Origin of the sequence: Pseudogemmatithrix spongiicola (assembly GCF_030623445.1) — a bacterium.
Lineage (GTDB): Bacteria > Gemmatimonadota > Gemmatimonadetes > Gemmatimonadales > Gemmatimonadaceae > Pseudogemmatithrix > Pseudogemmatithrix spongiicola.
Map to the genome: position 1 here is coordinate 1,044,080 of NZ_CP130613.1, position 20,805 is coordinate 1,064,884.

Consider the following 20,805-nt stretch of genomic DNA (forward strand, 5'->3'; position numbering starts at 1 on the left):
CTTACTCGTGCCGCAGGGCCTCGACCGGGTCGAGCTTGGACGCGCGCGTCGCCGGCAACATGCCGAACGCGACGCCCGTCAGCGCCGCGCCGAGCAGTGAGGCGACGATCGCCCCAAGCGGAATCGACGCCGGGATGGTCGAGTTGGCGCGGATTACCCAGGCCAGCATGCCGCCGAGCACCAAGCCGATCGACGCACCCAACGTGGTGAGCGTGGCGGCTTCGACGAGGAACTGCCAGAGGATGATGCCCCGCGTCGCCCCCAGCGCCTTGCGCACGCCGATCTCGCGCGTGCGCTCGGTGACGGAGATCATCATGATGGCGACCACGCCCACGCCGCCGACCAGCAGGCCCACGGCCGAGAGACCGAGGCCGACCATGAAGATCGCGCCGAAGAGCTGGTTGAAGGTCTCCATCATCTTGTCCTGCCCGACCAAGTAGAAGGAGTTCGGTTGGCTCGGGCGCAGGCCGCGCATGCCGCGTAGCGTGGCGGTCACCGCGTCCATCGCGTCGTCGCGCGAGACCGAGGCCTGCGGCTTCACCATCACGAGCATGCCGCGGCGCCAGACGTCCAGGCGGCGCCACGCGGTCATCATCGGCAGCACCATGCGCGGCGTGTCGGGGCCTCGGCCGTCCAGGGACTTGAGGAAGCCCGCCTTCGTGTGGTACACGCCGATCACCTGGAAGCGCGTTCCGTCGAGGTCGATCTCCTTGCCGATCGGATCGGAGTCGCCGAACAGTTCCGTCGCGAGCTTTGCATTGACCAGCGTGACCAGCGCCGCACCGTCGTGCTCGCTCTGCGTGAAGGTGCGGCCGGGGAAGATGTCCGCCTGGTCCGTGCGGATCCACTCGGTGCTCTGCGCGTCGTAGCCGACGTTCTTCACGATGCGGTCGCGGTAGGTGACCGTGCCCTGGCCGAACAGCCACGCCATCGCGCTCTCGACTTCCGGCAACTGCTGCACCGCCCGCCACTCCGCCAACGACACGCCGGGATTGCGGCGGTCCGGGCAGTCGACGGTGGGGTTGCAGTTGTTGAAGCCCGGGTTGCGGCGACGGATCTGGAAGGTCGCCGTGCCGAACTCGTCCATGTCGGACTGGAACGACTGCTGGATGCCGTTGACGGTGGCGCCCATCGCGACGACCACGAAGACGCCGACGGCCACGCCGGAGATCGTCAGCGCGGCGCGGACCTTGTTGGCCTTCAGCGACTCGAGGGCCATCTTCACGCCCTCGAAGGTCATCGCCAAGCGGTCAATGAATCGCATGGATTATTCCTGGCGCAGGGCGGCGATGGGATCCAGCCGCGACGCGCGGCTGGCCGGATAGATGCCCGCGACGATGCCGACGCCGGCGCCGACCACGAGCGCGGCGACCAACGACCACGGCGCCACCGAGGCGGGCAGGGGCGTCACCGCCGCGATCAACTGTGCAATGGCGATGCCCAGCGCCGCGCCGATCGCCGCGCCGATCACCGACAGCGTCGCGGCCTCCACGAGGAACTGCGCGATGATGTCCTTGCGGCGGGCGCCGAGGGCCTTGCGCACGCCGATCTCGCGGGTGCGCTCCGCCACCGCCACGAGCATGATGTTCATGATGACCATCGCGCCGACCACGAGCCCGATGGCGGGCAGGGCCGTGCCGAACAGGATCAGCTTGCCCTTCAGCTGGTCGAAGAAGCTGAGCGCGGCGTCCGACGTCTCGAGCGCGAAGTTGTCCGTCTCGCCCGGGCCCAGGCGACGGAAGCTGCGCAGGGCCTCGTGCGCAACCTCCATGCCGTCGTCGAGGATCTCGCGCGTCGGGGCCTGCACCGTGACGCGGCCGATGTCGCCGCGCGGCCGGATGGTGCGCGACAGCGGCGATGAATAGGGCGCGATCACCATGCGGTCCATCGAGAAGCCGAACACCGAGCCCTGCGGCTCGATCACGCCGATCACCTGGTACACCTGGCCGCCCAAGCGCAGCTCGCGCCCGACCGGATCGAGGTTCGGCCAGTAGTACTGCGCGATCTCGTCGCCGATCACGACCACCTTGTTGCCGGTGGCCATGTCCTGGGCGTTGAACGCGCGGCCGGCGGTGATGCCGAACTTCTTGATCTCGAAGTAGCTCTCGTCCGTGGCGATCGCCTGCACGGACTGGGGCCGCGTGCCTGGCGCGAACGCGTTCATGAACGTCTCGTTCACGCGCGCGACGCGGAACTGCGACCCCAAGGCCTCGGCGAGGATGTCGGCGTCCGGCTGGTACACGCGCGGCCGCCGGAGATAGGCGCGCCACTCGTCGTCCGACTCGTTCGGCGTGAAGTTCGGCCAGCGCCGCAGGTCGAAGGTGTTGACGCCGATGATCTTCGCCGCGAAGTCGTTCTCGACGTAGTCGCTCATGCCCTCGACGATGCTGACGACGGCGATGAGGAACATCACGCCGATCATCACGCCGATGAGCGTGAAGAAGCTCTTGAGCTTCTGCACGCGGATCTGTTGGAGGGCGAGACGGACGGCTTCGAAGAGCGGCATCGGGGAAGGAGAGCGGGGAAGGCGGTCCGTCGTGCGGACCCCCGAGAGGAACGTCGGCGCCGGTCTATTCGTGCCGCAGCGCCTCGACGGGATCGAGCTTGGCGGCGCGCGCCGCGGGGATCATGCCGAACATGATGCCGGTGACGGCGCTCGCGACCAGCGCCGCGATCACGGCCCCCGGCGGGATGCTGGCTTCGATGCTCGTCCCGCTGCGGATCAGGAACGCCACCAGCCAGCCCATGACGAGGCCAGCGACTGCGCCGATGCCCGTGAGCGTCACGGCTTCGATGAGGAACTGCCAGAGGATGGTCAGGCGGGTCGCGCCCAGCGCCTTGCGTACGCCGATCTCGCGCGTGCGCTCCGTGACGGAAATCATCATGATCGCCACCACGCCCACGCCGCCGACGATCAACCCCACCGCGGACAGCGCGATCATCACGAGGAAGAACATCCCGAAGATGCTGTCGTAGGTCTCCAGCAGCTTGTCCTGCGTAAGGATGGCGAAGTTGGACTCCTCGCTCGGCCGCAGGCCGCGCATGCCGCGCAGCGTCGCCGTCACCTGGTCCACCATCACGTCGCGCTCCACGCCCGTGCGCGGCTTGACGACCAAGCCCATGTCGCTGCGCCGCACGTTGAGCGCCCGCTGCAGCGTCGTCACCGGCATCACGCCCTTGGCGCGGTCGCCGCCGGCGAGGAAGCTCGCCGTCTCCTTGTACACGCCGATCACCGTGAACTGGTTGCCGTTCACCGTGATGACCTTGTCGAGTGGGTCGCTGTCGCCGAACAGCCGCTCGGCCATCGTCGTGTTGAGGACGATCACGCGGGCCGCCGAGCGGAACTCCTGCTCGGTGAAGATGCGGCCGCCGGGCAGCATGTCGGGCGCGCCGAACTGCGCCCAGTTCGCCGTGTAGGCCTCGATGGGAGCCGCCGGCAGCAGCTGGTCGCGGTACTTGAAGGCACCGCTCCAGTCCATCCGCACGCCCACGGCCGCGGCGTCCTCGAGCTGCGACAGCCGCTCGACCTCGCCCCAGGTGATCGGCGGGTTGCGCAGCCAGGTGCAGGTGTCGCCCGTGCCGTCGCAGGCCTCGAAGCTGATGGGGTAGCGCGACACGAAGAATGTCGTCGGCCCCGTGGACTCGAAGTCCTTGGCGACGCTGGTGTTGATGCCGTGAACGGCCGCCGAGATGACGACGACGACGAAGACGCCCACGGCGACGCCGAGGATCGTGAGGCCGGCGCGCACCTTGTTGCCGACGATGCTCTCGACGGCGATGCGCACGCCTTCCTGCAGGTTGTAGAGCTTGGACGACAGGCTCACGGCATCACTCCTGGCGCAGCGCGACCACCGGGTCGAGCCGCGAGGCGCGGCTGGCCGGATACACGCCCGAGATGATGCCGACGCCCATGCCGACCGCGACGCCGACGACGATGCTCCACGGGGCGACGCTGGCCGGCAGCGGCGTCACGGCGGAGATGGCCTGCGCCAGCCCGATGCCCAGCGCGATGCCCAGCATCGCACCGACGGTGCTCAGCGTGGCCGACTCCACGAGGAACTGCGCGAGGATGTCGCGCCGCTTGGCGCCCAGCGCCTTGCGGATGCCGATCTCGCGCGTGCGCTCGGCCACGGCCACCAGCATGATGTTCATGATGACGATCGCGCCGACGACGAGGCCAATGGCCGGCAGCGCCACGCCGGCGATCACCAGGTAGCCCTCGATCTTGTTCCAGAACTCGAGCGCCGAGTCCGAGGTCTGCATCGCGAAGTTGTCCTTCTGGTTCGGCCGCAGCTTGCGCGTGGTGCGCATGACGCTGCGCACGCGCTCCTGCGCTTCCATCATCACCGCTTGGTTCTCGGCCTGCACGATCACCGCGTCGATCATCTGCGGCGAGGGGTTCAGCAGCTTGCGGATGGGCGAGCGCCAGGGCGCGATGACGAAGTTGTCGAACGACACGCCGAACGCGGAGCCACGCGATTCGGTCACGCCGATGACGCGGTACGGCGTGGTGCCGATGCGGACCTCGCGGCCGATGGGGTCGACGCCGGGGAAGGCGCGCTCGACTACGTCCGGCCCGATGATGAGCACGTTCTCGCCCTGCGAGAGCTCCTGCTGCGTGAACTCGCGGCCGTCCTTCAGCGCGAGGTTCTTGATGGCGAACCAGTCGCCGTCGATGCCGATGGCGGTGGTGTTGCGCGGCCGGCCGGCATAGCGGCTGACCAACTGGACGTTGGCTTCCGATTCCTGCGCCCAGCGCGTGCCTTCGGGCAGCGCCTCGACGACGGGCAGGAGGTCCGAGATGTAGAGGCGGGGCCGCCGACGGTACTCGTCCCAGGTCGCCGGCGACGTCTCGCCCATGTTGATATTCGGTGCCCGGCGCAGCTCGAAGGAGTTCACGGCGATGAGCTTGCCGACGAGGTCCTCCTTCATGTACCGACCCATGCCCTCGATGATGCTCACCACCGTGATGAGAAACATCACGCCGATGCACACGCCGGCCAGCGTGAAGAAGCTCTTGAGCTTCTGCACGCGGATCGTCGAGAGGGCGAGGCGGACGGCCTCGAAGATGGGCACGGGGCGGCCGGCTTAGAGGGAGATGCCGAGCTTTTCCGTGAACTGCGCGCGACGCTCGTCGCTGGCGATCGTGCCGTCGCGCAGCACCACGACGCGACGCGCATGCGCGGCGATGTCGGGCTCGTGCGTCACCATGATCACGGTCTGGCCGGTGTCCGCGAGGTTCTCGAACACGCGCATGATCTCTTCCGACGTGGTCGAGTCGAGGTTACCGGTCGGTTCGTCGGCGAGCAGGATGGACGGACGGTTCACCAGCGCACGGGCGATGGCCACGCGCTGACGCTGGCCGCCGGAGAGCTCGTTCGGCCGGTGATGCACACGCTGGCCCAGCTGCACCTTCTCGAGGGCTTCCATCGCGCGCTCCTTGCGCTCGCTGGCCGACACGCCGGCGTACACCAGCGGCAGCTCGACGTTGTGCAGGGCCGAGGCGCGGGGCAGGAGGTTGAACGTCTGGAAGACGAAGCCGATCTCCTTGTTGCGCACGCGGGCGAGTTCGTCGTCCTTCATCGTCGAGACGAGCTGGCCGTTGAGCCAGTACTCGCCGGCGTTCGGCGTGTCGAGGCAGCCCACGATGTTCATGAACGTCGACTTGCCCGAGCCCGACGGCCCCATGATGGCGACGTACTCGTTGCGCTTCACGGCGAGGTCGACGCCGCGCAGGGCGCGGACGATCTCGCCGCCCATGTCGTACTCGCGCTTCAGGCCGCGGGTGACGATCACCCATTCCTTGCCCGGGGCGTTGCCGGCGGTGGCGACGACGGCCTGGCGTTCGGCCGTCGTGCTGAGGGGGATCTCGTCGTGCTCGGTGGTCACGGCTGCTCCTTACGGCGTCTTGGTTTCGGTGGGGGCGGCCGGCTGCTCACGGATGAGCTGGCCGTCCTTCAGTTCGCGGATCGCCTGGTACGTCCCGGCGACGATGCGCGTCCCGGCCTCGAGGCCCTCGAGCACCTCGAAATGCTTCTCGCCGGCGATCCCGACTCTTACGGGCTTGAACGTGACTTTGTTGTCGGCGCCGACGACGAACACGCCCTCGACGTCGCGCTTGCCCACCTGCGGCGTGGTGGACTGCGCCGCGTTGGGCGGGCCGTCGTTCGTGTTCAGCTGCTCGTTCTCGCGGACCGTCAGCGCGATGATCGGGATCGACAGCACCTGGCTGCGCGCGTCCGTGACGATCTTCGCCGTGGACGAGAAGTCGGGGCGCGTCTCGGACGGCGCATTCAGGATGCGCACCGTCACTTCGTAGTCGATGGCCTGGTCGGTCGCCGCCGCACCGGTGGCGCCGCGGACGGAGCTGTTGGAGATCTCCACGACGCGGCCGATGAAGGTCGTGTCGGGGAAGGCGTCGATCTGCACCACGGCGGAGTCCCCGACGTGGATGCGCGACACGTCGGTCTCGTCGACCTTCACCTTGGTCTCGAGCATGGACATGTCGGAGATCGTCATGAGGATCGCCGCGTCGCGGTTGAGCGTGCCCATGATGGCCGTTTCACCGACTTCGACGTTGAGGCGGGTCACCTTGCCGGTCATCGGGGCGTAGATCATGGTGCGCGAGAGCTGCCAGCGCGAATCGGTGAGCGAGGCCTCGGCCTGCTTCACGTTCTCCTGCGCGGCCACGACGAGCGCTTCGTTCACCTCGTGCTGGGTCTGCAGCTGCTCGAGCTCGGCCTCCGACACCAGCTGCGGGTTCGTCTTGCGGATTTCCGCCTGGCGCTCGTAGTTGCGGCGCGCCTGCAGCTCGTTGGCGCGCGCCTGCGCGAGCCCCGCGCGCGCGTTCGCGAGCGCCGCCTCGGCGCGCAGCACCTGCGCCTCGAACTGCTGCGGGTCGATCTGCAGCAGGAACTGGCCCTCGCGGACGTTGTCGCCTTCCTTCACGGCGATGCGGGTGATGCGACCCGTGATGTCGGCCGAGAGGTCGGCCTTGCGGGTCGGCAGCACCTGGCCCGAGGCCGTCACGGACGACACGAGGTCGCGGGCTTCCACGGCCTCGATGCGCACCAGCGTGCCCTTGTCGCTGCCCTTGGCGATGGCGGATCCGACGACCGCGCCCACGAGCACGACGACGCCGATGGCGATTCCGATCTTGGTCTTCTTGGTCATTGCGTCCTCAGCTCAGCGAAGGGTGCGGCCGACGGCGTTTTCCAACGCCGCGTACGCCCGGTGGTATTCATAGACTGCGTCGATGCGATCCGTCTCCGCGCGCTCGTACTCGGCGCGCGCCGTCGTCAGGTCCACGAAGGTGCTGGCCCCGACCCGATACCGCTCCTCGGCCAACTGCAGCGCTTCGCGCGCCGTGGTCGCATTGCGCGCCTGGAGCTCGGCGGCCTGGAAGGCCGCCTGTAGCGAGACAAACGCCGAGGTCACGTCCGCCGTTAGCTGCAGCTCCTGCCGGCGCACGCTGTAGACGGCCTCTTCGCGCGCGGCGTTGGCCTCCTGCAGGCGCGACTCGCGGCCGAGCCCGTCGAAGATCGGCAGCGACAGCCCCATCGAGAGGCTGTACGGGTTCCGCGTGAAGTCGAACGGATAGCGGCGGTTCTCGGCGATCTGGCCGGGCGTCGCCGTCGGCGGCAGGTCCACGACCTTCTGCGTGAACGCCGAGACGTTGGCACTGAAGTTGAGGGTCGGCGTGTACTCGCCGCGGGCACTGCGCAGTCCCGCGACCGCCACGCGCTCGCGGGCCTGGACGGCCTTGAGCGTCGGGTTGGCGGCACGCGCCTGCGTCATGAGGTCCTCGGCCGTGAAGGTCGGGGCCGACATCGGCAGGTCCGCGAGCAGCGTCAGGCCGGCCGGCATGGCCACGCCGAGCTGCTGGAACAACTGGAGCTTCGCGACCTCCGCGGTGTTGCGGGCGCGGAGCGCCGCCACTTCCTGCTGGCCGAGGCCGACTTCGGCGCGCTTGACGTCGAGGGACGTGAGGGTACCGACGCCGGCGCGCGCCTGCGCCAGCTCCAGCTGGAGCCGCTGCTGCGATACGAGCGTGTCCTGGAACGCGGCACGCGCCTGCGTCTGCAGCGCAAGCAGGAACTGCTGCGTCACCTGGGCGCGGAGATTGAAGCGCGCGGCGGCCACGTCGGCGTCTGCCGCGTCGAGGCCGGCGTTGGCCCGCTTGATCTGGTTGAACGTATTCCACGACAGCCCGCTGCGGGCCGACAGGTTCCACGAGGACGAGAGGATGTCCGAGGTGGCGCCGATGTTGATGCCGCCGAAGTTCTGCGGGCGGCCCTCGCGGAATCCGAGGCTGAACGACCCGTCGGCACTCGGCAGGAAGTTGCCGTACGCCGAACGGACCTGCGCCTGGGCGCGGGTCCGCCCCAGCACCGCTTGCTGATAGGCAGGGTTGTTCCTGGAGGCGATGTCGAGAGCCTGTTCGAGCGTCAGGGTGCCGCCGGCCGCCACTTGGGCGTGGGCGGCCGCGCTGACCGACGCGGCGAGCAGGAAGGACAGGAGCAGGCGCATCACGGCGATCCGGATGGGGAAGGAAGGACGGGGAATCGTCACCAGTACGTGACTTAACGCCCCGGGGTTTCGCCGGGCGGATCGTCGCGCATCGCGTCGAGGCCGCTCCGCGGGTCCCGGGCGCGCAGGAGCCGCCCGGCCGCATCGGCCCAGAACTCCCAGAGAAGTGAGCCATCTTGGGCGTCGCGAAGTTCCCATCGACGGGCGGCGATGCGGCGGGCGCCGACGGTGACGGTGTCCGCGGCCCCCTCGACGAGTTGGACCGTGTCCTGGGCGTTCGCGCTCGGCGTGAGCAGCACGACCGGTCGCCCCTGGCCGAATCGCAGGACGAACCACAGGTGGTGGGCCACCGAGGGCTCGGCGATGAACGTGCGGTCGGCGAGTCGGAACTCGCGGCCGCTTTCGCGGGCACCGGCCACCACGCGGCCCAGCCACGTGGAGCGCTCCCGCTCCCCGACGACCGTGCTGACGATGGTCGTGGCCTCGCGGGCCTCGAGCTGGAAGCGGAGCGGGGCACCTGCCGAATCCGCGGTGAGGGCGATCGTGCGCCGGTTCTCGCCGGCGAGCACGTTGGCTTGCGCGATGTAGACCGCACCGCCGCCGCGCACCGTGCGCACGCTGAAGTCTTCGCGGCCGACGCGCGTGCCGCTCACACTATGGGTAAACGTGCCCTCGTCGAGGATCAGGACCTGCGCGGACGCCGAGCGGGCGGCAGCGAGCACGAGAAGCGCGACGGCAATGCGGAACATCCCGGGAAATCTAGCGGCAGGCTGACCACGGCCCGGCGGGCGGGTATAATCCCCGCGTGACCGTCATGACTGCCGCTTCGCTGGGGGCGCTGCGGCCGCGCGCCCGCGCGGCGGGCGAGCTGTGGCTGCTGGGCGCCTGCGTGGTGACGATCGGCGCGGCGTGGTGGATCCGCTCGCCGTCGCCTGAACTGCTGCTCGGGCTCACGGCGGCGGTCGTGGGCCTCGCGGTGCTGCTGCTGCGGGGGCGCCGCGTTGCGGTGGGCCGTCGCCTGGCGTTCGCGCTCGCGGCGCTGAGCTTCGTTGTGGCTGCCGGATGGGAGGAGTGGCAGCAGGCGACCCTGCGTCGCAACGGCGAAGCGGTACGCGCGGTGGCTGGCCAGGCGGCCGCCGAAGCGCTGGCGGCCGCCGTGCGCGCGGAAGGCGCGCAGTTGGATCGGCTGGCGGACGCGGCGCTGGACGTGCCGGAGAACTCGCAGGCCGCGTTCCTCGCCCTGTCGGGTCTGGTCCCGAGCGCTGGGGGGCGCGCGCTCGTGCTGGCGCGCAACGGCGTGCCGGTGGCGTGGAGCGGTCGCCTGCTGCTCAACCTCGACTCGCTGCCGGCGCGCAAAGGGCTGATCGCAACGCCCTTCTATTTGGTGGCGTACGCGGTGCAGGAGCGCGGCGCGCGCACGGCGGTCGCGACGAGCGTCATCCACGCGGAGCCGCCGGCGGACGCGCTAGTCGACGCCTTGGCGGAGCGAATCGCGGCGGATGCCAAGGCCGCGGGCTTCGTCTACGCGGCGCCGGAGGCCGCCGGTCGAGTGGCCGACGCGGCCCTGCTGCGCGTCGACTCGTTGCCGCTGCTGGCGGTGCGTGCGGTGATGCCGTCGGTCGAGGCACTGCAGGCGGCGCGCTGGGAACGCGCGCTTCCTTGGGTCGGCGCCTCGCTCGCGGCGATGCTGCTTTGCCTTTTGGCAATGGCGTGGCGGCGAGATCTCGGCTTGCGCCCGCGGTTCTTCGCGCTGGCCGCCGCGCTTGCGGTGCCGACGCTGTTGCCGCTCAGCGTGTTCTCGAACCTCAGCACTTGGTTCGATCCGACGTTCTACCTCGTGCGCTCCGGCGGCCCCTACACGGCGAACGCCGCCGCGCTGGCGCTCACGGCAGCGCTGCTGCTGCTCGCGCTCCTGACGCTGCGTCGCGCGCGGGGGCGGCTCATGACGCGCGGGCAAGGCATCCTCGCGGTCATCGTCGTGGCGGGCCTCGGCCCCTTCCTGCTGCGGGAGCTCGCGAGCGGCGTGCAGATGCCGGTGGTCGGTGCGTCGGTAGGGCTGTGGTTGAGCTGGCAGATCACGGTGTTCCTCGCGTCGGTGACGGTGCTGCTGCTCGGCGTGAGCGCCGGCCAGAGCGCGCTGGGGCGCGATCGCGGGCTGCCGCTGTGGAGCGCGCCGGCGCTGGCGGTGGTCGCGTCGGTGCTGGCGCCATTGCTGCTGGAGGCCCCCGGCCGATTCCCGCAGGCCTACACGGCGCTGTGGGCAGCGGCCATCGTGGCCTTGGCCGTGACCCGACGCGGGCGTGCCATCGTGATTTCCGTGGCGCTCGTCGCCGCGTCGGGCGCCACGACGCTCACGTGGTTCTCGGCGGTGCGCGAGCGCGTGTCGCTGGCGGTGCGCGACGTGCAAGGCTTGGACCGTCCGGATACCGATCGGGCCGTGCTGCTCGATCGCTTCACCGAGGCGCTCGATCCGATGCGCGCCGCGCGAACGCGCGTCGAGCTGCTGGCACAGTTGGCGGCGACGGAGCTGGCCCGCGCCGAGTATCCGACGGAGATCGCGACCTGGGGCCGCGACGGCAACCTGTTGGCCGAACTGACCGTGGGTCGCGCGGCGGGCGTGACGCCGGGCGTGAATCTCGTCGCCGCGGAAGCGCAGCAGCGCCAGACGCCCATCCTATCGGAGGTGCAGGGAAATCCCGGGCTGCACCTGATCCTCGCGTTGCCGCACGCCGACGGGTCGGCGACGACGGTGGTCGTGGCCCCGCGCTCGCGGCTCGTGGCGCAGGATCCGTTCGGTGCATTCCTCGGATTCTCGCCGCCGCCGACGCCCGAGCCGCCGTACGTGCTGCGCATCGGCGAGGGCTCGGCCGCGGACGTGGGCGCGCCCATGGGCACGCGCGGCGCGTGGGCGCGGTTCGGCAACGAACTGCACGGCGACTGGCAGCTGCCCTCGGCGGGCGACATGCCGCGGCGCCTGCACGCCGTCGTCGAGCTGCGCGGCGTCGGTGCGCTCGTGACGCGTGGCGTCCTGCTCGTGCTCGTCGACCTCGCGGTGCTCGGGGCCATCTGGCTGCTCATCGTGATGGCGGAAGGCGTGTTGCAGCGCTGGTGGCGGCAACGGCGGCGCGAACTGCTGGGCAGCTACCGCGTGCGCCTTTCGGCGGCGCTGTTCGCGTGCTTCCTGGTGCCGTCGCTGCTGTTCGGCCTCTGGTCGTGGCGGCGCATCCAAGCCGATGACGTACAGGCGCGTGACTTGCTCGTGCGTGAGACGCTGCGCGCCGTCGGCGCGTCGACGGAGTCGGTGGACTTGGTGGAGGCGGCGGCGCGATTCGAGACGCCGCTGCTGCTGTACGCGCGCGGTACGCTGATCGGCACCAGCGATCCGTTGCTCGAGGCGCTGGCGCCGGTGGGCCTGCTGCTGCCTCCGGAGATCGTGCTGGCCTTCGCCGACCGCGAGGAGACGACGGCAGGTCGCGCCGAAGTCGTCGGGACGGCGTCGGTGCGACTGGGGTATCGCAGCGCGACGGATTCGTCCGGCGTGCAATACGTGCTCGCCGCGCCGGCGCGGCTCGATGACCGGCTGCTCGACCGCCGCCGCAACGACCTCGCCGTCTTCCTGCTCTTCGCATTGGCGCTGGGCGCGCTGGCCGCGCTCTGGGCCAGCGGCGCGGCGTCGCGACAGCTCTCGCGCCCGATCCGCGAACTGCGTGACGCCGCCCTGGCGCTGGCGCGCGGCAGTGAGACGCCGCCGCTGCGCGACGATCCGCCCGAAGAGTTCGACCCGGTGTTCCGCGCGTTCCGGCGCATGACGAGCGACCTCGCCGAGAGCCGCGAGGCGCTGGAGACCGCGGAACGCCGCCTGGCGGCGACGTTGCGCAGCGTCGCGTCGGGCGTGCTCGCGGTCGACGAAGCCGATCGGCTGACGTTCGCGAACCCGATGGCCGAGCAGTTGCTCGGCGTGGCGCTACCGGTCGGCCGGCCGCTGCCCGCGGAGGCGCGTGCGTTGGTGGGTGACCGCCTCGCCGAGCTGCGCGCGGGCGCGACGGACGATGCGGCGTTCGAGACGGAGTATCGCGGGCGCCGGCTCAGCACCCGGCTGACGCGGATCTCGCCGACCTCGCGCCGCGCCGTGGTCACGCTCGAGGACGTCACCGACGTGACGCGCGCCGAGCGCGTGCTCGCGTGGGGTGAGATGGCGCGGCAGGTCGCGCATGAGATCAAGAACCCCCTGACGCCGATGCGCCTCGGCATGCAGCACCTGCGGCGCGCGCGGCACGATGCGCGCGTGGACTTCGATCGGGTGCTGGAGGAGAACACGACGCGCATCCTGGCGGAGATCGACCGCCTCGATGAGATCGCGCGCGCGTTCAGCCGCTACGGAACGGCGCCCGAGCGGGATCTCCCGCCGGAGTCGGTGGATGTCGCGTCGGTCGCGCGGGATGTGCTGGAGCTGGAGCGCATGGGCCAGGCGGAGATCGCGTGGGTGGCCGAGGTGCCGGACGCGCCGGTGCTGGCGGCGGCGCGGGCCCGCGAGTTGCGGGAAGTGCTGCTCAACCTGCTGGAGAACGCGCGGTTGGCGGGCGCGACGCGGGTCACCCTGCGCGTGCTGCCGGACGACGGCGGCGCACGCCTCGAGGTTCGGGACAACGGCAGCGGCATCCCCGACGCGCTGCTCACGCGCATCTTCGATCCGCATTTCTCGACGCGCACCAGCGGCAGCGGCCTAGGCCTCGCCATCAGTCGGCGGTTGATCGATGGCTGGGGCGGCAGCATCGCGGCGGCGCACGGTTCGGAAGGCGGGGCCGTCCTGACGGTGCGGTTAGCTCCCCCGCCAGTGGGGTGAGTATCTTGCAGTCGCGATGCAGACCAGCGAGCCCACGCTCCCCAACCGCCATGTGACCGGCATTCCGCCCCATCTCGCGGATTGGCAGCTGCCGCCGGATTGGCGTTGGGGCGCGGGTGGCGTGTACACGCCGCATCGGTATGCGCACGAGGTCATCGATGCCCTCGGGCGCTCGCTGGCGCTGGTGACCGCGCCGGATCCGACGCACCACGCGTGGTTGTTCAGCGAGGCGCGGCATCTCGCGCTGCGGAACCATCCCAGCATTCCCACCACGTATCACTTCTGGCAGCAGCATCCGGGCAGCCGTCGCGGGCCCGGGTACCTGCGCCGCTGGATCACGGGCGAGACGGTCCTCGAGCGGCTGCGTCGCACGGCGGAGCGCGAGACCGTGCCGTTCACGCTGCGTATGCTGCGCGCGATCGGGTCGACGCTCGCCTACCTGCATGACTCGGGCGGCGTCCACGGCGCGATCGCGCCGGGCTCCGTGTACTTCACGCCGACCGGCCGCGTGTGGCTGCTCGGCTGGCAGTGGGCGGTGCCGGCGGAGGAGCGGCCGGTGGGCATCGCGCCGGACCGTGCGTGGTGTCCGTACGTGCCCGAGTGGGGCACGGAGTGGCGGCCCAGCCCGGCGGCGGACCAATGGCAGTTGGGGGCGTTGGCATTCGCGTTGCTGACCGGCGAGGTGCCCATGGGCGCGGGCACGCCGCCGATCCGGCTCGCGCGGCCCGACACGCCCACGACCGTGGCAGATCTCGTGGACCAGATGCTGGCCGACAAGCCGGAGCACCGCTTCTCGTCGATTGCCGGCATGCTGCGGCGCATCGAACGCATCTCCGGCACCTCGTCGCTGGCATTCCCCGGCACGGACCAGGCCAGTGGCGAGCACCCCGCACTCAGCGAAGAGGATCGCCTGCGCTGGGCGACCGGCGATGACTACGAAGTCCTCGCGCCGCTGGGGCAGGGCACCTACGGCTCGGTGTGGCGCGTCCGCGATCTCTCGCTCGAGCGCGAAGTGGCGCTCAAGATGTTGCACCCCACCGTCGCACGGAACGCCACGGCCGTGGGCCGGTTCCGCCGCGAGGCGCAGTTGGCGGCGCAGCTGCAGCACCCGGCGATCGTGCCGATCTTCGCGTGGGACAACAAGGGCGACGTGAACTGGTACATCATGGAGCTGGAGGAGGAAGGCTCCGTGGCGGACCTCGTCGCGCGCAGTGGGCCGCGCCCGTTCGCCGAGATTGCGCCTCAGGTGGACGCCGTGCTCGACGGCCTCGCGGTCGCGCACCACGCGGGCATCATCCACCGCGACCTGAAGCCGGAGAACATCCTGATTGACCGGTATCGGCGCTGGCGCATCGGCGACTTCGGCATCGCGAACGCCCTTGGCGTGGAGAAGGCCGGTGCGTCGGGGACGCCGAACTTCGCGGCACCGGAGCAGCTGTTGGGCGAAGAGCAGGGGGTGTCGACGGATCTCTTCGCCGTCGCCGGCATCGTGATCTTCGCGTTGACGGGCAAGGTGCCCTTCGAAGGCGGCGACGGCCGTGCGATCCTTGCCGCGCAGCTGGCCGGGCGCGTCGACCTCTCGGAGTTCCCCGATGACCTCGCGGATTGGCTGCAGCGGGCGCTGAATCCGGATCCCGCCAAGCGCTTCCCGGATGCGGAAACCATGCGGGCGGCGTGGCGCGACGTCGTGCGGCGCGTGACGCGCGAGGAGCGGCGGGCGAACTCGGCCTTCGGGCGCCTGCTGCGGCAGCTGGGCGCCGCCTTCCGAGACCGACCGCGGGCGCGCTAGCTGTTGTTGGTGAGGAGGTTGTTCACAGGAGCGTAGCGGATGCAAGCTGGGGTTGCTGAGACGCTCAACCGGCACCCCGCCAGAGGCTCCTGTGAACATCCACAAGAATGCACGTCTGACCGTCGCGGGGCGACTCGCCGTCGCGACCGCCGTTCTGGGCGGGCAGGATCCCGCCGCCGTCGCCCGGGGCGCGGCCTGTTCCGTCCGCACCGTCTGGAAGTGGGTCGCCCGCTTCCGCACCGGCGGCGCGGCGGCGCTCGCGGACCGCTCGTCGCGCCCGCATCGCCTCACCCAGCTCCCGCGGCCGCAGCGCCGCGCGATCCTTCGGGGCCGCACCCGGCGGCGCTGGAGCTCGACGCGCATCGCCCAGGAGACGGGCATCCCGCTCTCAACGGTGATCCACTTCCTGCGCCGCCACGGCCTGCAGCGGCTCCCTCGGCTCGAGCCGCCGCGCGCGGTGCGCCGCTACGAGATGCGGGCACCGGGCGAGCTGCTGCACGTCGACACGAAGAAGCTCGGGCGCATCGGCCGCGTGGGGCACCGCATCCACGGCGACCGCCGGACCCGCGTGCGCGGGATCGGCTGGGAGGCGGTGCACGTCGCGGTGGACGCCTACTCGCGCGTGGCCTACGCCGAGGTCCTGCCCGATGAGCGCGCGGCGACCACGGCGGCCTTCCTCGCACGGGCGATCGCGTGGTACGCGGCGCTCGGCGTGCGGGTGCGCGCCGTGCTCACCGACAACGGGAGCTGCTATCGCAGCCACGCGGTGCGCACGCTCCTCCGCTGCGACGGCATCACGCACAAGCGCACCATGCCCTACACGCCGCGCACGAACGGCAAGGTCGAGCGGCTGATCCAGACGCTCCTGCGGGAATGGGCGTACGCGCGCCCCTACCCCTCCTCGCGGGTGCGCACGGAGTGGCTCGCGCGCTACCTGCGGACGTACAATGAGGCGCGCGGACACTCAGCCCTCAACTACCTCCCCCCCATGCTGCATCTCGCTGCGGCCCTGTGAACAACGTCCTCACTAACAACAGCTAGCGCGCGCTACGCGCATCAGCACCCGCGCGGCGCGCCGCGCGCGGCGCGCGTCAGCTCGCGTCAGCTCGCGTCGAGCGCGGTGCGCAGGGCGAGGAGGACTTCCCGCGCGGTGAACGGCTTCTGCAGGAAGGCGTAGCGTGCCGCGCCGAGATCCGCCCGCAGCGCGGCGTCGTCGGTGTAGCCGGACATCAAGACCACGCGTGTATCCGGGCGCGACTCGGCGAGGCGCTGCACCAACTCCTTGCCGCCGATGCCCGGCATCATCACGTCGGAGAGCAGGAGGTGGATGGGCCTCGAGTCGGCATCGGCGAGGCGCAGGGCCTCGCCGCCGTTGGAGGCCTCGAGCACGTCGTAGCCCGCGGCCCGCAGGATGCGCGACAGGGCGGAGCGGATGGCCGGTTCGTCCTCGGCGAGGAGGATGCGTTCGGTGCCGCCCGCGACGTCGATGCCGCGTACCGGCGTCGAGCGACGCTGCTTGACGTCGCTGCTCGGCTCGGCCTGGGGGAGCACCACGCGGAAGATGGAGCCGTCGCCGGGCACCGAGTGCACGTCGATGCGGCCGCCGGCCTCGCGCACGATGGCGTAGGACGTCGCGAGGCCGAGGCCGGTGCCGCGTCCGGCGGGCTTGGTCGTGAAGAAGGGCTCGAACAGCCGCTCGCGCACCTCGTCGGACATGCCCGTGCCGGAGTCCGCGACCTCGAGCGTCATCGTCGGGCGTCCGTCGTCGCCGGCGGGGCCGGCCGACGTCTTGACGACGAGGCGGCCGCCGTCCGGCATGGCGTCGACGGCGTTGATGGCGAGGTTCATCACGACCTGCTCGAGCTGCCCGGCATCAATGCGGACCACGAGCGGCTCCTCGTCGAGCTCGAGGGCGAGGTCCACCGACGGCGGCACGAGGCGCCGCAGGATAAGCTGCATGCCGAGGATCACCTCGCGGACGTTGACGTCGCGCGGGATGATGACGTCGCGTCGCGCAAAGGCCAGGAGTTGACGGGCGAGGCCGGCGGCGCGATCGGCGGCCGCGCGGATCGCCTCGACTTCCTCGCGGCCTTCGCCGCGTTCCTCGAGCTCGAAGCTCAGGACCTCGGCGTAGCTCTGGATGACCGTGAGCACGTTGTTGAAGTCGTGCGCGATGCCGCCGGCGAGGCGGCCCACGGCTTCCAGCTTCTGCGCCTGCCGCAGCTGCTGCTCCGTCTGGTGCTGCTCGGTGACGTCCTGCACGATGCAGCCGACGCCGACGACTGACTGCTGCGGTCCGGGGATCGGGTAGTAGGTGACGACCCAGCGCCGTGTCGCATTGGGCTGCGCGGGCGTCCGGCCTTCGATCGCGACGTTGCTCGCGCTGCTGCCGGTCTGCAGCACCTGCTCGAGGATGGGGCGGATGGTCGGCGCGAGCGCCGGGATCATCTGGTCGATGGTCTTGCCGATATGCGCCTCCGTCGGCGCGCCGTTGATCAGCGCGAGCGCCTTGTTGATGCGCAGGAAGCGCATCCGTCGGTCGTAGAAGGCGATGCCGTAGGGCGAGCTGTCGATGGCGGAGTCGAGGAAGCGCGAGGTTTCCTCGAGCAGCGCGAGCGTGGAGTCGCGTTCCGCCACTTTCTCCTCGAGGGCGGCGGTCTGCTCCTCGAGTTGGCCGGCCTGCTCTTCGAGCACCTGCGTCTGGTGCTCGAGTTCGACGGCCTGTTCTTCGACGACCCGCTGGCGTTCCGCGGCTTCCTCGGCCTTGTGGACCAGGCCGTCGGTGAGGCGGCGGACGGCGACGAAGGCGGTGGCGAGGGCGGCGAGGATGAGGACGAAGGCGCTCCACAGCAGCGCGGCCTGTCGCCGCCAGAGTTCGGCCCGCAACTGGCTCGCGTCGCCCACGAGGTTCTCGAAGGGGTGCGCCATGCGGTCGAAGGCCTGCGTGCCCTCGAAGGCGAGGCCGCGCGTCATCGTCTCGCCGGCGAGGACCGGGCGCACGAAGACGCGTTCCCAGTCGTCGAGGCCGGAGAGGATGCTGTCGACGCGCGTGCGCTGCAGCGGATCGTCGGCGAGGGCGACGCGCAGGGCCCGAAGCAACACGCGCGCCGAGTCGGTGCGGGCGGCGCGGCGGCGCGCGGCGACGGTGTCGACCTGGGGATTGAGATAGAGGGCGCGCACCGCGGCCTCGGACGTCCACACCGCCTCCTGCGCGCTCGTGGCCATCCAGAGCACGTTGCCCGTCTGCAGCACGACGCGGCTCGTGGAGCGCTCGATCAGGAAGGCGCCGGTGCACAGGATGGCGATGACCACCACGGCGGCCGTCGCGAGCCGACGCCAGCGGTCGAGTGCCTGGGTCAGCACATCCTTTGAAGTGTCAGGAGCCTGCTGCGGCATGCGGGGCACACGGACAGGGTTCTGGGCATTGTGTGGAGTGGACCATCGTTCGTCAACTCATCCGCATCTCCACCGCCGTCGCATAAGTTCCTCCATCATGCGAGTCCTCGCCATCCTCCCCGTCTGCCTCCTCGCCCTGCCCCTCGCGGCGCAGGGCCGCCCATCGCCGGACAGCGTCCGAGCGGATTCCGCCCAGCGGCTCGCGACCCAGCGCGTGACCGTTGCCCGGGGCGACGCCGCGCTGGACCGCGTGCCCTGGGCCGTGGGCACGCAGCGCGTCGAGCAAGTGCGGCGCGGCCAGGCGACGGTCGGCATCGATGAGGCGCTCGCGAACATCCCGGGCGTCGTGGTCGCGAATCGCTACAACTACGCGCTGGACCAGCGGGTGTCGATCCGCGGCGCGGGGAGTCGGGCCAACTTCGGCCTGCGCGGCGTGAAGGTGTTGCTCGACGGCGTGCCGCAGTCGCTGCCGGACGGACAGTCGCAGCTCACCAACGTGGACCTGGCGGCGATCGGGTCGGTCGAGGTGCTGCGCGGCTCGGCGTCATCGCTGTACGGCAACGGGTCGGGCGGCGTGATCGCATTCACCACGGATCTCAGCTCGCCGACGCCGCTGGGTGTCACGCTGCGGCACACGAGCGGCTCGTTCGGGCTCGAGAAGTCGCAACTGCGGCTCGCCGGCCGCGGGGAGCGCACGCTGGGCATGCTCAGCGTGTCCCGCACGCGCGTGGATGGCTTCCGCCAGTACAGCGCGGCGGAGACCTCGCAACTGCTGGCGGCGCTCGACCGCGCCATCGGCGCCAACATGACGCTGCAGCTGCGCGCCGGCACGGCGGAAGTGCCGAAGGCCTTGAATCCGGGGGCGCAGACGCAGGCGGAGTACGACGCGAATCCCGACAGCGCCGCCCTGGCCAACGTGAATCGCGGCGCGAGCCGCGAGGTCACGCAGCGGTATCTCTCGGCGCGGCTGCGGGGCAGCATGGCGCGAGGCGAGTGGAGCGCGGCGCTGTACGGGCAGCGCCGCTTCGTGGACAACGCCCTCGCCGTTCCGCCTCCGGGTGCGCCGACGGCCGCGACCTCGCCGCGCGGCACGTTCAGTACGCTCGACCGCCGCGTGACGGGCGCGCGCGTCGATGTCCAGCGGCAGCTGGCGGAGGCGTGGCGACTCACGACGGGCTTCGACCTGCAGCGCAGCTTCGACGTGCGGCGCAACCAGGCGGCGACGGGGGGACGGCCGACGACGCCCACAGACACGTTGCTGCTCGACCAGAACGAGATCGTCGTCAGCGTCGGGCCGTTCGCGCAGGTGCAGTGGGAGCCCACGCCCACGCTCACGGTCAGCACTGGCGCACGCTGGGATCGCCTGGAGTTCCGGGTCGACGACAACTTCCTGACCGACGGGCGCGACAACACGGGCAGCCGTCTGCTCACCGCGACGACCGGGCACCTTGGCGCGGTGTGGCGGCTGCGGGAGTGGATCGCGCCGTACGCGAACGTGGCCACGGCCTTCGAGACGCCGACGACGACGGAGCTGCAAGTGCGGCCGGACGGGCAGGGGGGATTCAATCCCGAGCTCGGCCCGCAACGACTGCGCACGCTCGAGGTCGGTGCGCGCGGACGTTGGGGCGCGCGGCTGACCTACGAGCTGGCGCTGTTCCAGGTCGACGCCGAGGACGCGATCGTGCAGTACTTGGAGACCTCTGGTCGCGCGTTCTTCCGCAACGCGGGGCAGACACGGAGCCGCGGCGCGGAGCTGGGGCTCGGGCTGCGCGCGACGACCTGGTTGGAGCTGCAGGCGGCGTATACGCTGGCGGACTATCGCTTCGACGAGTACATCCTGCCGCTCACGAGCACGACGGCCGACACGCTGGACGGCAATCGCCTCGCCGGGGTGCCCGAGCGCGCGCTGCGGCTCGGTGCGCGGGCCCGCTGGCGCGCGACGACCGTCGATGTGGACCACAGCACGCAGGGCGCGATGTTCGGCGACGATCGGAATCTCGTGCCGGTGGGCAGCTGGGGGCGTGGGCAGCTCAACCTGCGCGTCGCGCACACGGCCGAGCTGCGCGGCTGGCGCGTGGAGCCCTTCGCCAGCGTGCAGAACGCGCTCGACGAGCGCTACGTGGGGGCCGTGACACTGAATGGTGCCTTCGGGCGCGTGCTCGAGGGCGCGCCGGGTCGCAACTGGTATGTGGGCGTGGAGCTCGCCGCGCCGCTGCTGCGCTGAGCGCCGACGCCGCGGCCAGCGCCG

General features: G+C 70.8%; 13 protein-coding genes. 4 read left to right on the top strand and 9 right to left on the bottom strand.

The window, feature by feature from the left end; genetic code table 11:
- Nucleotide 1: 1 nt before the first annotated feature.
- From Strain318_RS04680 to Strain318_RS04715, 8 genes are all read right to left on the bottom strand, one after another.
- On the bottom strand, nucleotides 2-1,264 hold the full coding sequence (locus Strain318_RS04680; protein WP_367887373.1) for an ABC transporter permease: 1,263 nt from the start codon (nucleotides 1,262-1,264) through the stop codon (nucleotides 2-4).
- Between the two features lie 3 nt (nucleotides 1,265-1,267).
- The gene (locus tag Strain318_RS04685; RefSeq protein WP_367887374.1) at nucleotides 1,268-2,506 is read right to left on the bottom strand and encodes an ABC transporter permease; all 1,239 of its coding nucleotides are present in this window, start codon (nucleotides 2,504-2,506) and stop codon (nucleotides 1,268-1,270) included.
- Nucleotides 2,507-2,570: 64 nt separating this feature from the next.
- Nucleotides 2,571-3,824, bottom strand: a complete 1,254-nt coding sequence (locus Strain318_RS04690) for an ABC transporter permease (RefSeq protein WP_367887375.1) — start codon at nucleotides 3,822-3,824, stop codon at nucleotides 2,571-2,573.
- A gap of 4 nt (nucleotides 3,825-3,828) precedes the next feature.
- A complete protein-coding gene (locus Strain318_RS04695) occupies nucleotides 3,829-5,076 on the bottom strand; it encodes an ABC transporter permease (RefSeq protein WP_367887376.1) in 1,248 nt (415 codons plus the stop codon).
- A gap of 12 nt (nucleotides 5,077-5,088) precedes the next feature.
- On the bottom strand, nucleotides 5,089-5,760 hold the full coding sequence (locus Strain318_RS04700) for an ABC transporter ATP-binding protein (protein ID WP_367887881.1): 672 nt from the start codon (nucleotides 5,758-5,760) through the stop codon (nucleotides 5,089-5,091).
- 138 nt (nucleotides 5,761-5,898) lie between these two features.
- Nucleotides 5,899-7,173 (bottom strand): efflux RND transporter periplasmic adaptor subunit, encoded by a 1,275-nt coding sequence (locus tag Strain318_RS04705; RefSeq protein WP_367887377.1) that lies wholly within the window; start codon nucleotides 7,171-7,173, stop codon nucleotides 5,899-5,901.
- 12 nt (nucleotides 7,174-7,185) lie between these two features.
- Nucleotides 7,186-8,529, bottom strand: a complete 1,344-nt coding sequence (locus Strain318_RS04710; protein WP_367887378.1) for a TolC family protein — start codon at nucleotides 8,527-8,529, stop codon at nucleotides 7,186-7,188.
- A 53-nt stretch (nucleotides 8,530-8,582) separates the two neighbouring features.
- A complete protein-coding gene (locus Strain318_RS04715; RefSeq protein ID WP_367887379.1) occupies nucleotides 8,583-9,278 on the bottom strand; it encodes a hypothetical protein in 696 nt (231 codons plus the stop codon).
- 65 nt (nucleotides 9,279-9,343) lie between these two features.
- Here Strain318_RS04715 and Strain318_RS04720 point away from each other — a divergent pair, with 65 nt between their 5' ends.
- From Strain318_RS04720 to Strain318_RS04730, 3 genes are all read left to right on the top strand, one after another.
- Nucleotides 9,344-13,372 (top strand): ATP-binding protein, encoded by a 4,029-nt coding sequence (locus Strain318_RS04720; RefSeq protein WP_367887882.1) that lies wholly within the window; start codon nucleotides 9,344-9,346, stop codon nucleotides 13,370-13,372.
- Between the two features lie 16 nt (nucleotides 13,373-13,388).
- The gene (locus Strain318_RS04725; protein WP_367887978.1) at nucleotides 13,389-15,161 is read left to right on the top strand and encodes a protein kinase domain-containing protein; all 1,773 of its coding nucleotides are present in this window, start codon (nucleotides 13,389-13,391) and stop codon (nucleotides 15,159-15,161) included.
- Between the two features lie 91 nt (nucleotides 15,162-15,252).
- Nucleotides 15,253-16,176 carry an IS481 family transposase gene (locus Strain318_RS04730; protein ID WP_367886378.1) on the top strand — a complete coding sequence of 308 codons (924 nt, stop codon included), beginning with the start codon at nucleotides 15,253-15,255 and terminating at the stop codon, nucleotides 16,174-16,176.
- An 86-nt stretch (nucleotides 16,177-16,262) separates the two neighbouring features.
- Here the strand turns inward: Strain318_RS04730 and Strain318_RS04735 are convergent, their stop codons facing one another.
- Nucleotides 16,263-18,524, bottom strand: coding sequence for a hybrid sensor histidine kinase/response regulator (locus Strain318_RS04735; protein ID WP_367887381.1), 2,262 nt, complete (start codon nucleotides 18,522-18,524; stop codon nucleotides 16,263-16,265).
- Nucleotides 18,525-18,654: 130 nt separating this feature from the next.
- On the opposite strand from Strain318_RS04735, the gene Strain318_RS04740 reads away from it, so the two are divergent.
- The gene (locus tag Strain318_RS04740; protein WP_367887382.1) at nucleotides 18,655-20,781 is read left to right on the top strand and encodes a TonB-dependent receptor family protein; all 2,127 of its coding nucleotides are present in this window, start codon (nucleotides 18,655-18,657) and stop codon (nucleotides 20,779-20,781) included.
- The last annotated feature ends 24 nt before the right edge of the window (nucleotides 20,782-20,805 follow it).

What these genes read in the sequence shown, in the direction of transcription:
- Strain318_RS04680 (WP_367887373.1), bottom strand. Translation starts at nt 1,264, where the DNA reads ATGCGATTCATTGACCGCTTGGCGATGACCTTCGAGGGCGTGAAGATG.
- Strain318_RS04685 (WP_367887374.1), bottom strand. Translation starts at nt 2,506, where the DNA reads ATGCCGCTCTTCGAAGCCGTCCGTCTCGCCCTCCAACAGATCCGCGTG.
- Strain318_RS04700 (WP_367887881.1), bottom strand. Translation starts at nt 5,760, where the DNA reads ATGGGCGGCGAGATCGTCCGCGCCCTGCGCGGCGTCGACCTCGCCGTG.
- Strain318_RS04705 (WP_367887377.1), bottom strand. Translation starts at nt 7,173, where the DNA reads ATGACCAAGAAGACCAAGATCGGAATCGCCATCGGCGTCGTCGTGCTC.
- Strain318_RS04710 (WP_367887378.1), bottom strand. Translation starts at nt 8,529, where the DNA reads ATGCGCCTGCTCCTGTCCTTCCTGCTCGCCGCGTCGGTCAGCGCGGCC.
- Strain318_RS04715 (WP_367887379.1), bottom strand. Translation starts at nt 9,278, where the DNA reads ATGTTCCGCATTGCCGTCGCGCTTCTCGTGCTCGCTGCCGCCCGCTCG.
- Strain318_RS04720 (WP_367887882.1), top strand. Translation starts at nt 9,344, where the DNA reads ATGACTGCCGCTTCGCTGGGGGCGCTGCGGCCGCGCGCCCGCGCGGCG.
- Strain318_RS04725 (WP_367887978.1), top strand. Translation starts at nt 13,389, where the DNA reads ATGCAGACCAGCGAGCCCACGCTCCCCAACCGCCATGTGACCGGCATT.
- Strain318_RS04740 (WP_367887382.1), top strand. Translation starts at nt 18,655, where the DNA reads ATGCGAGTCCTCGCCATCCTCCCCGTCTGCCTCCTCGCCCTGCCCCTC.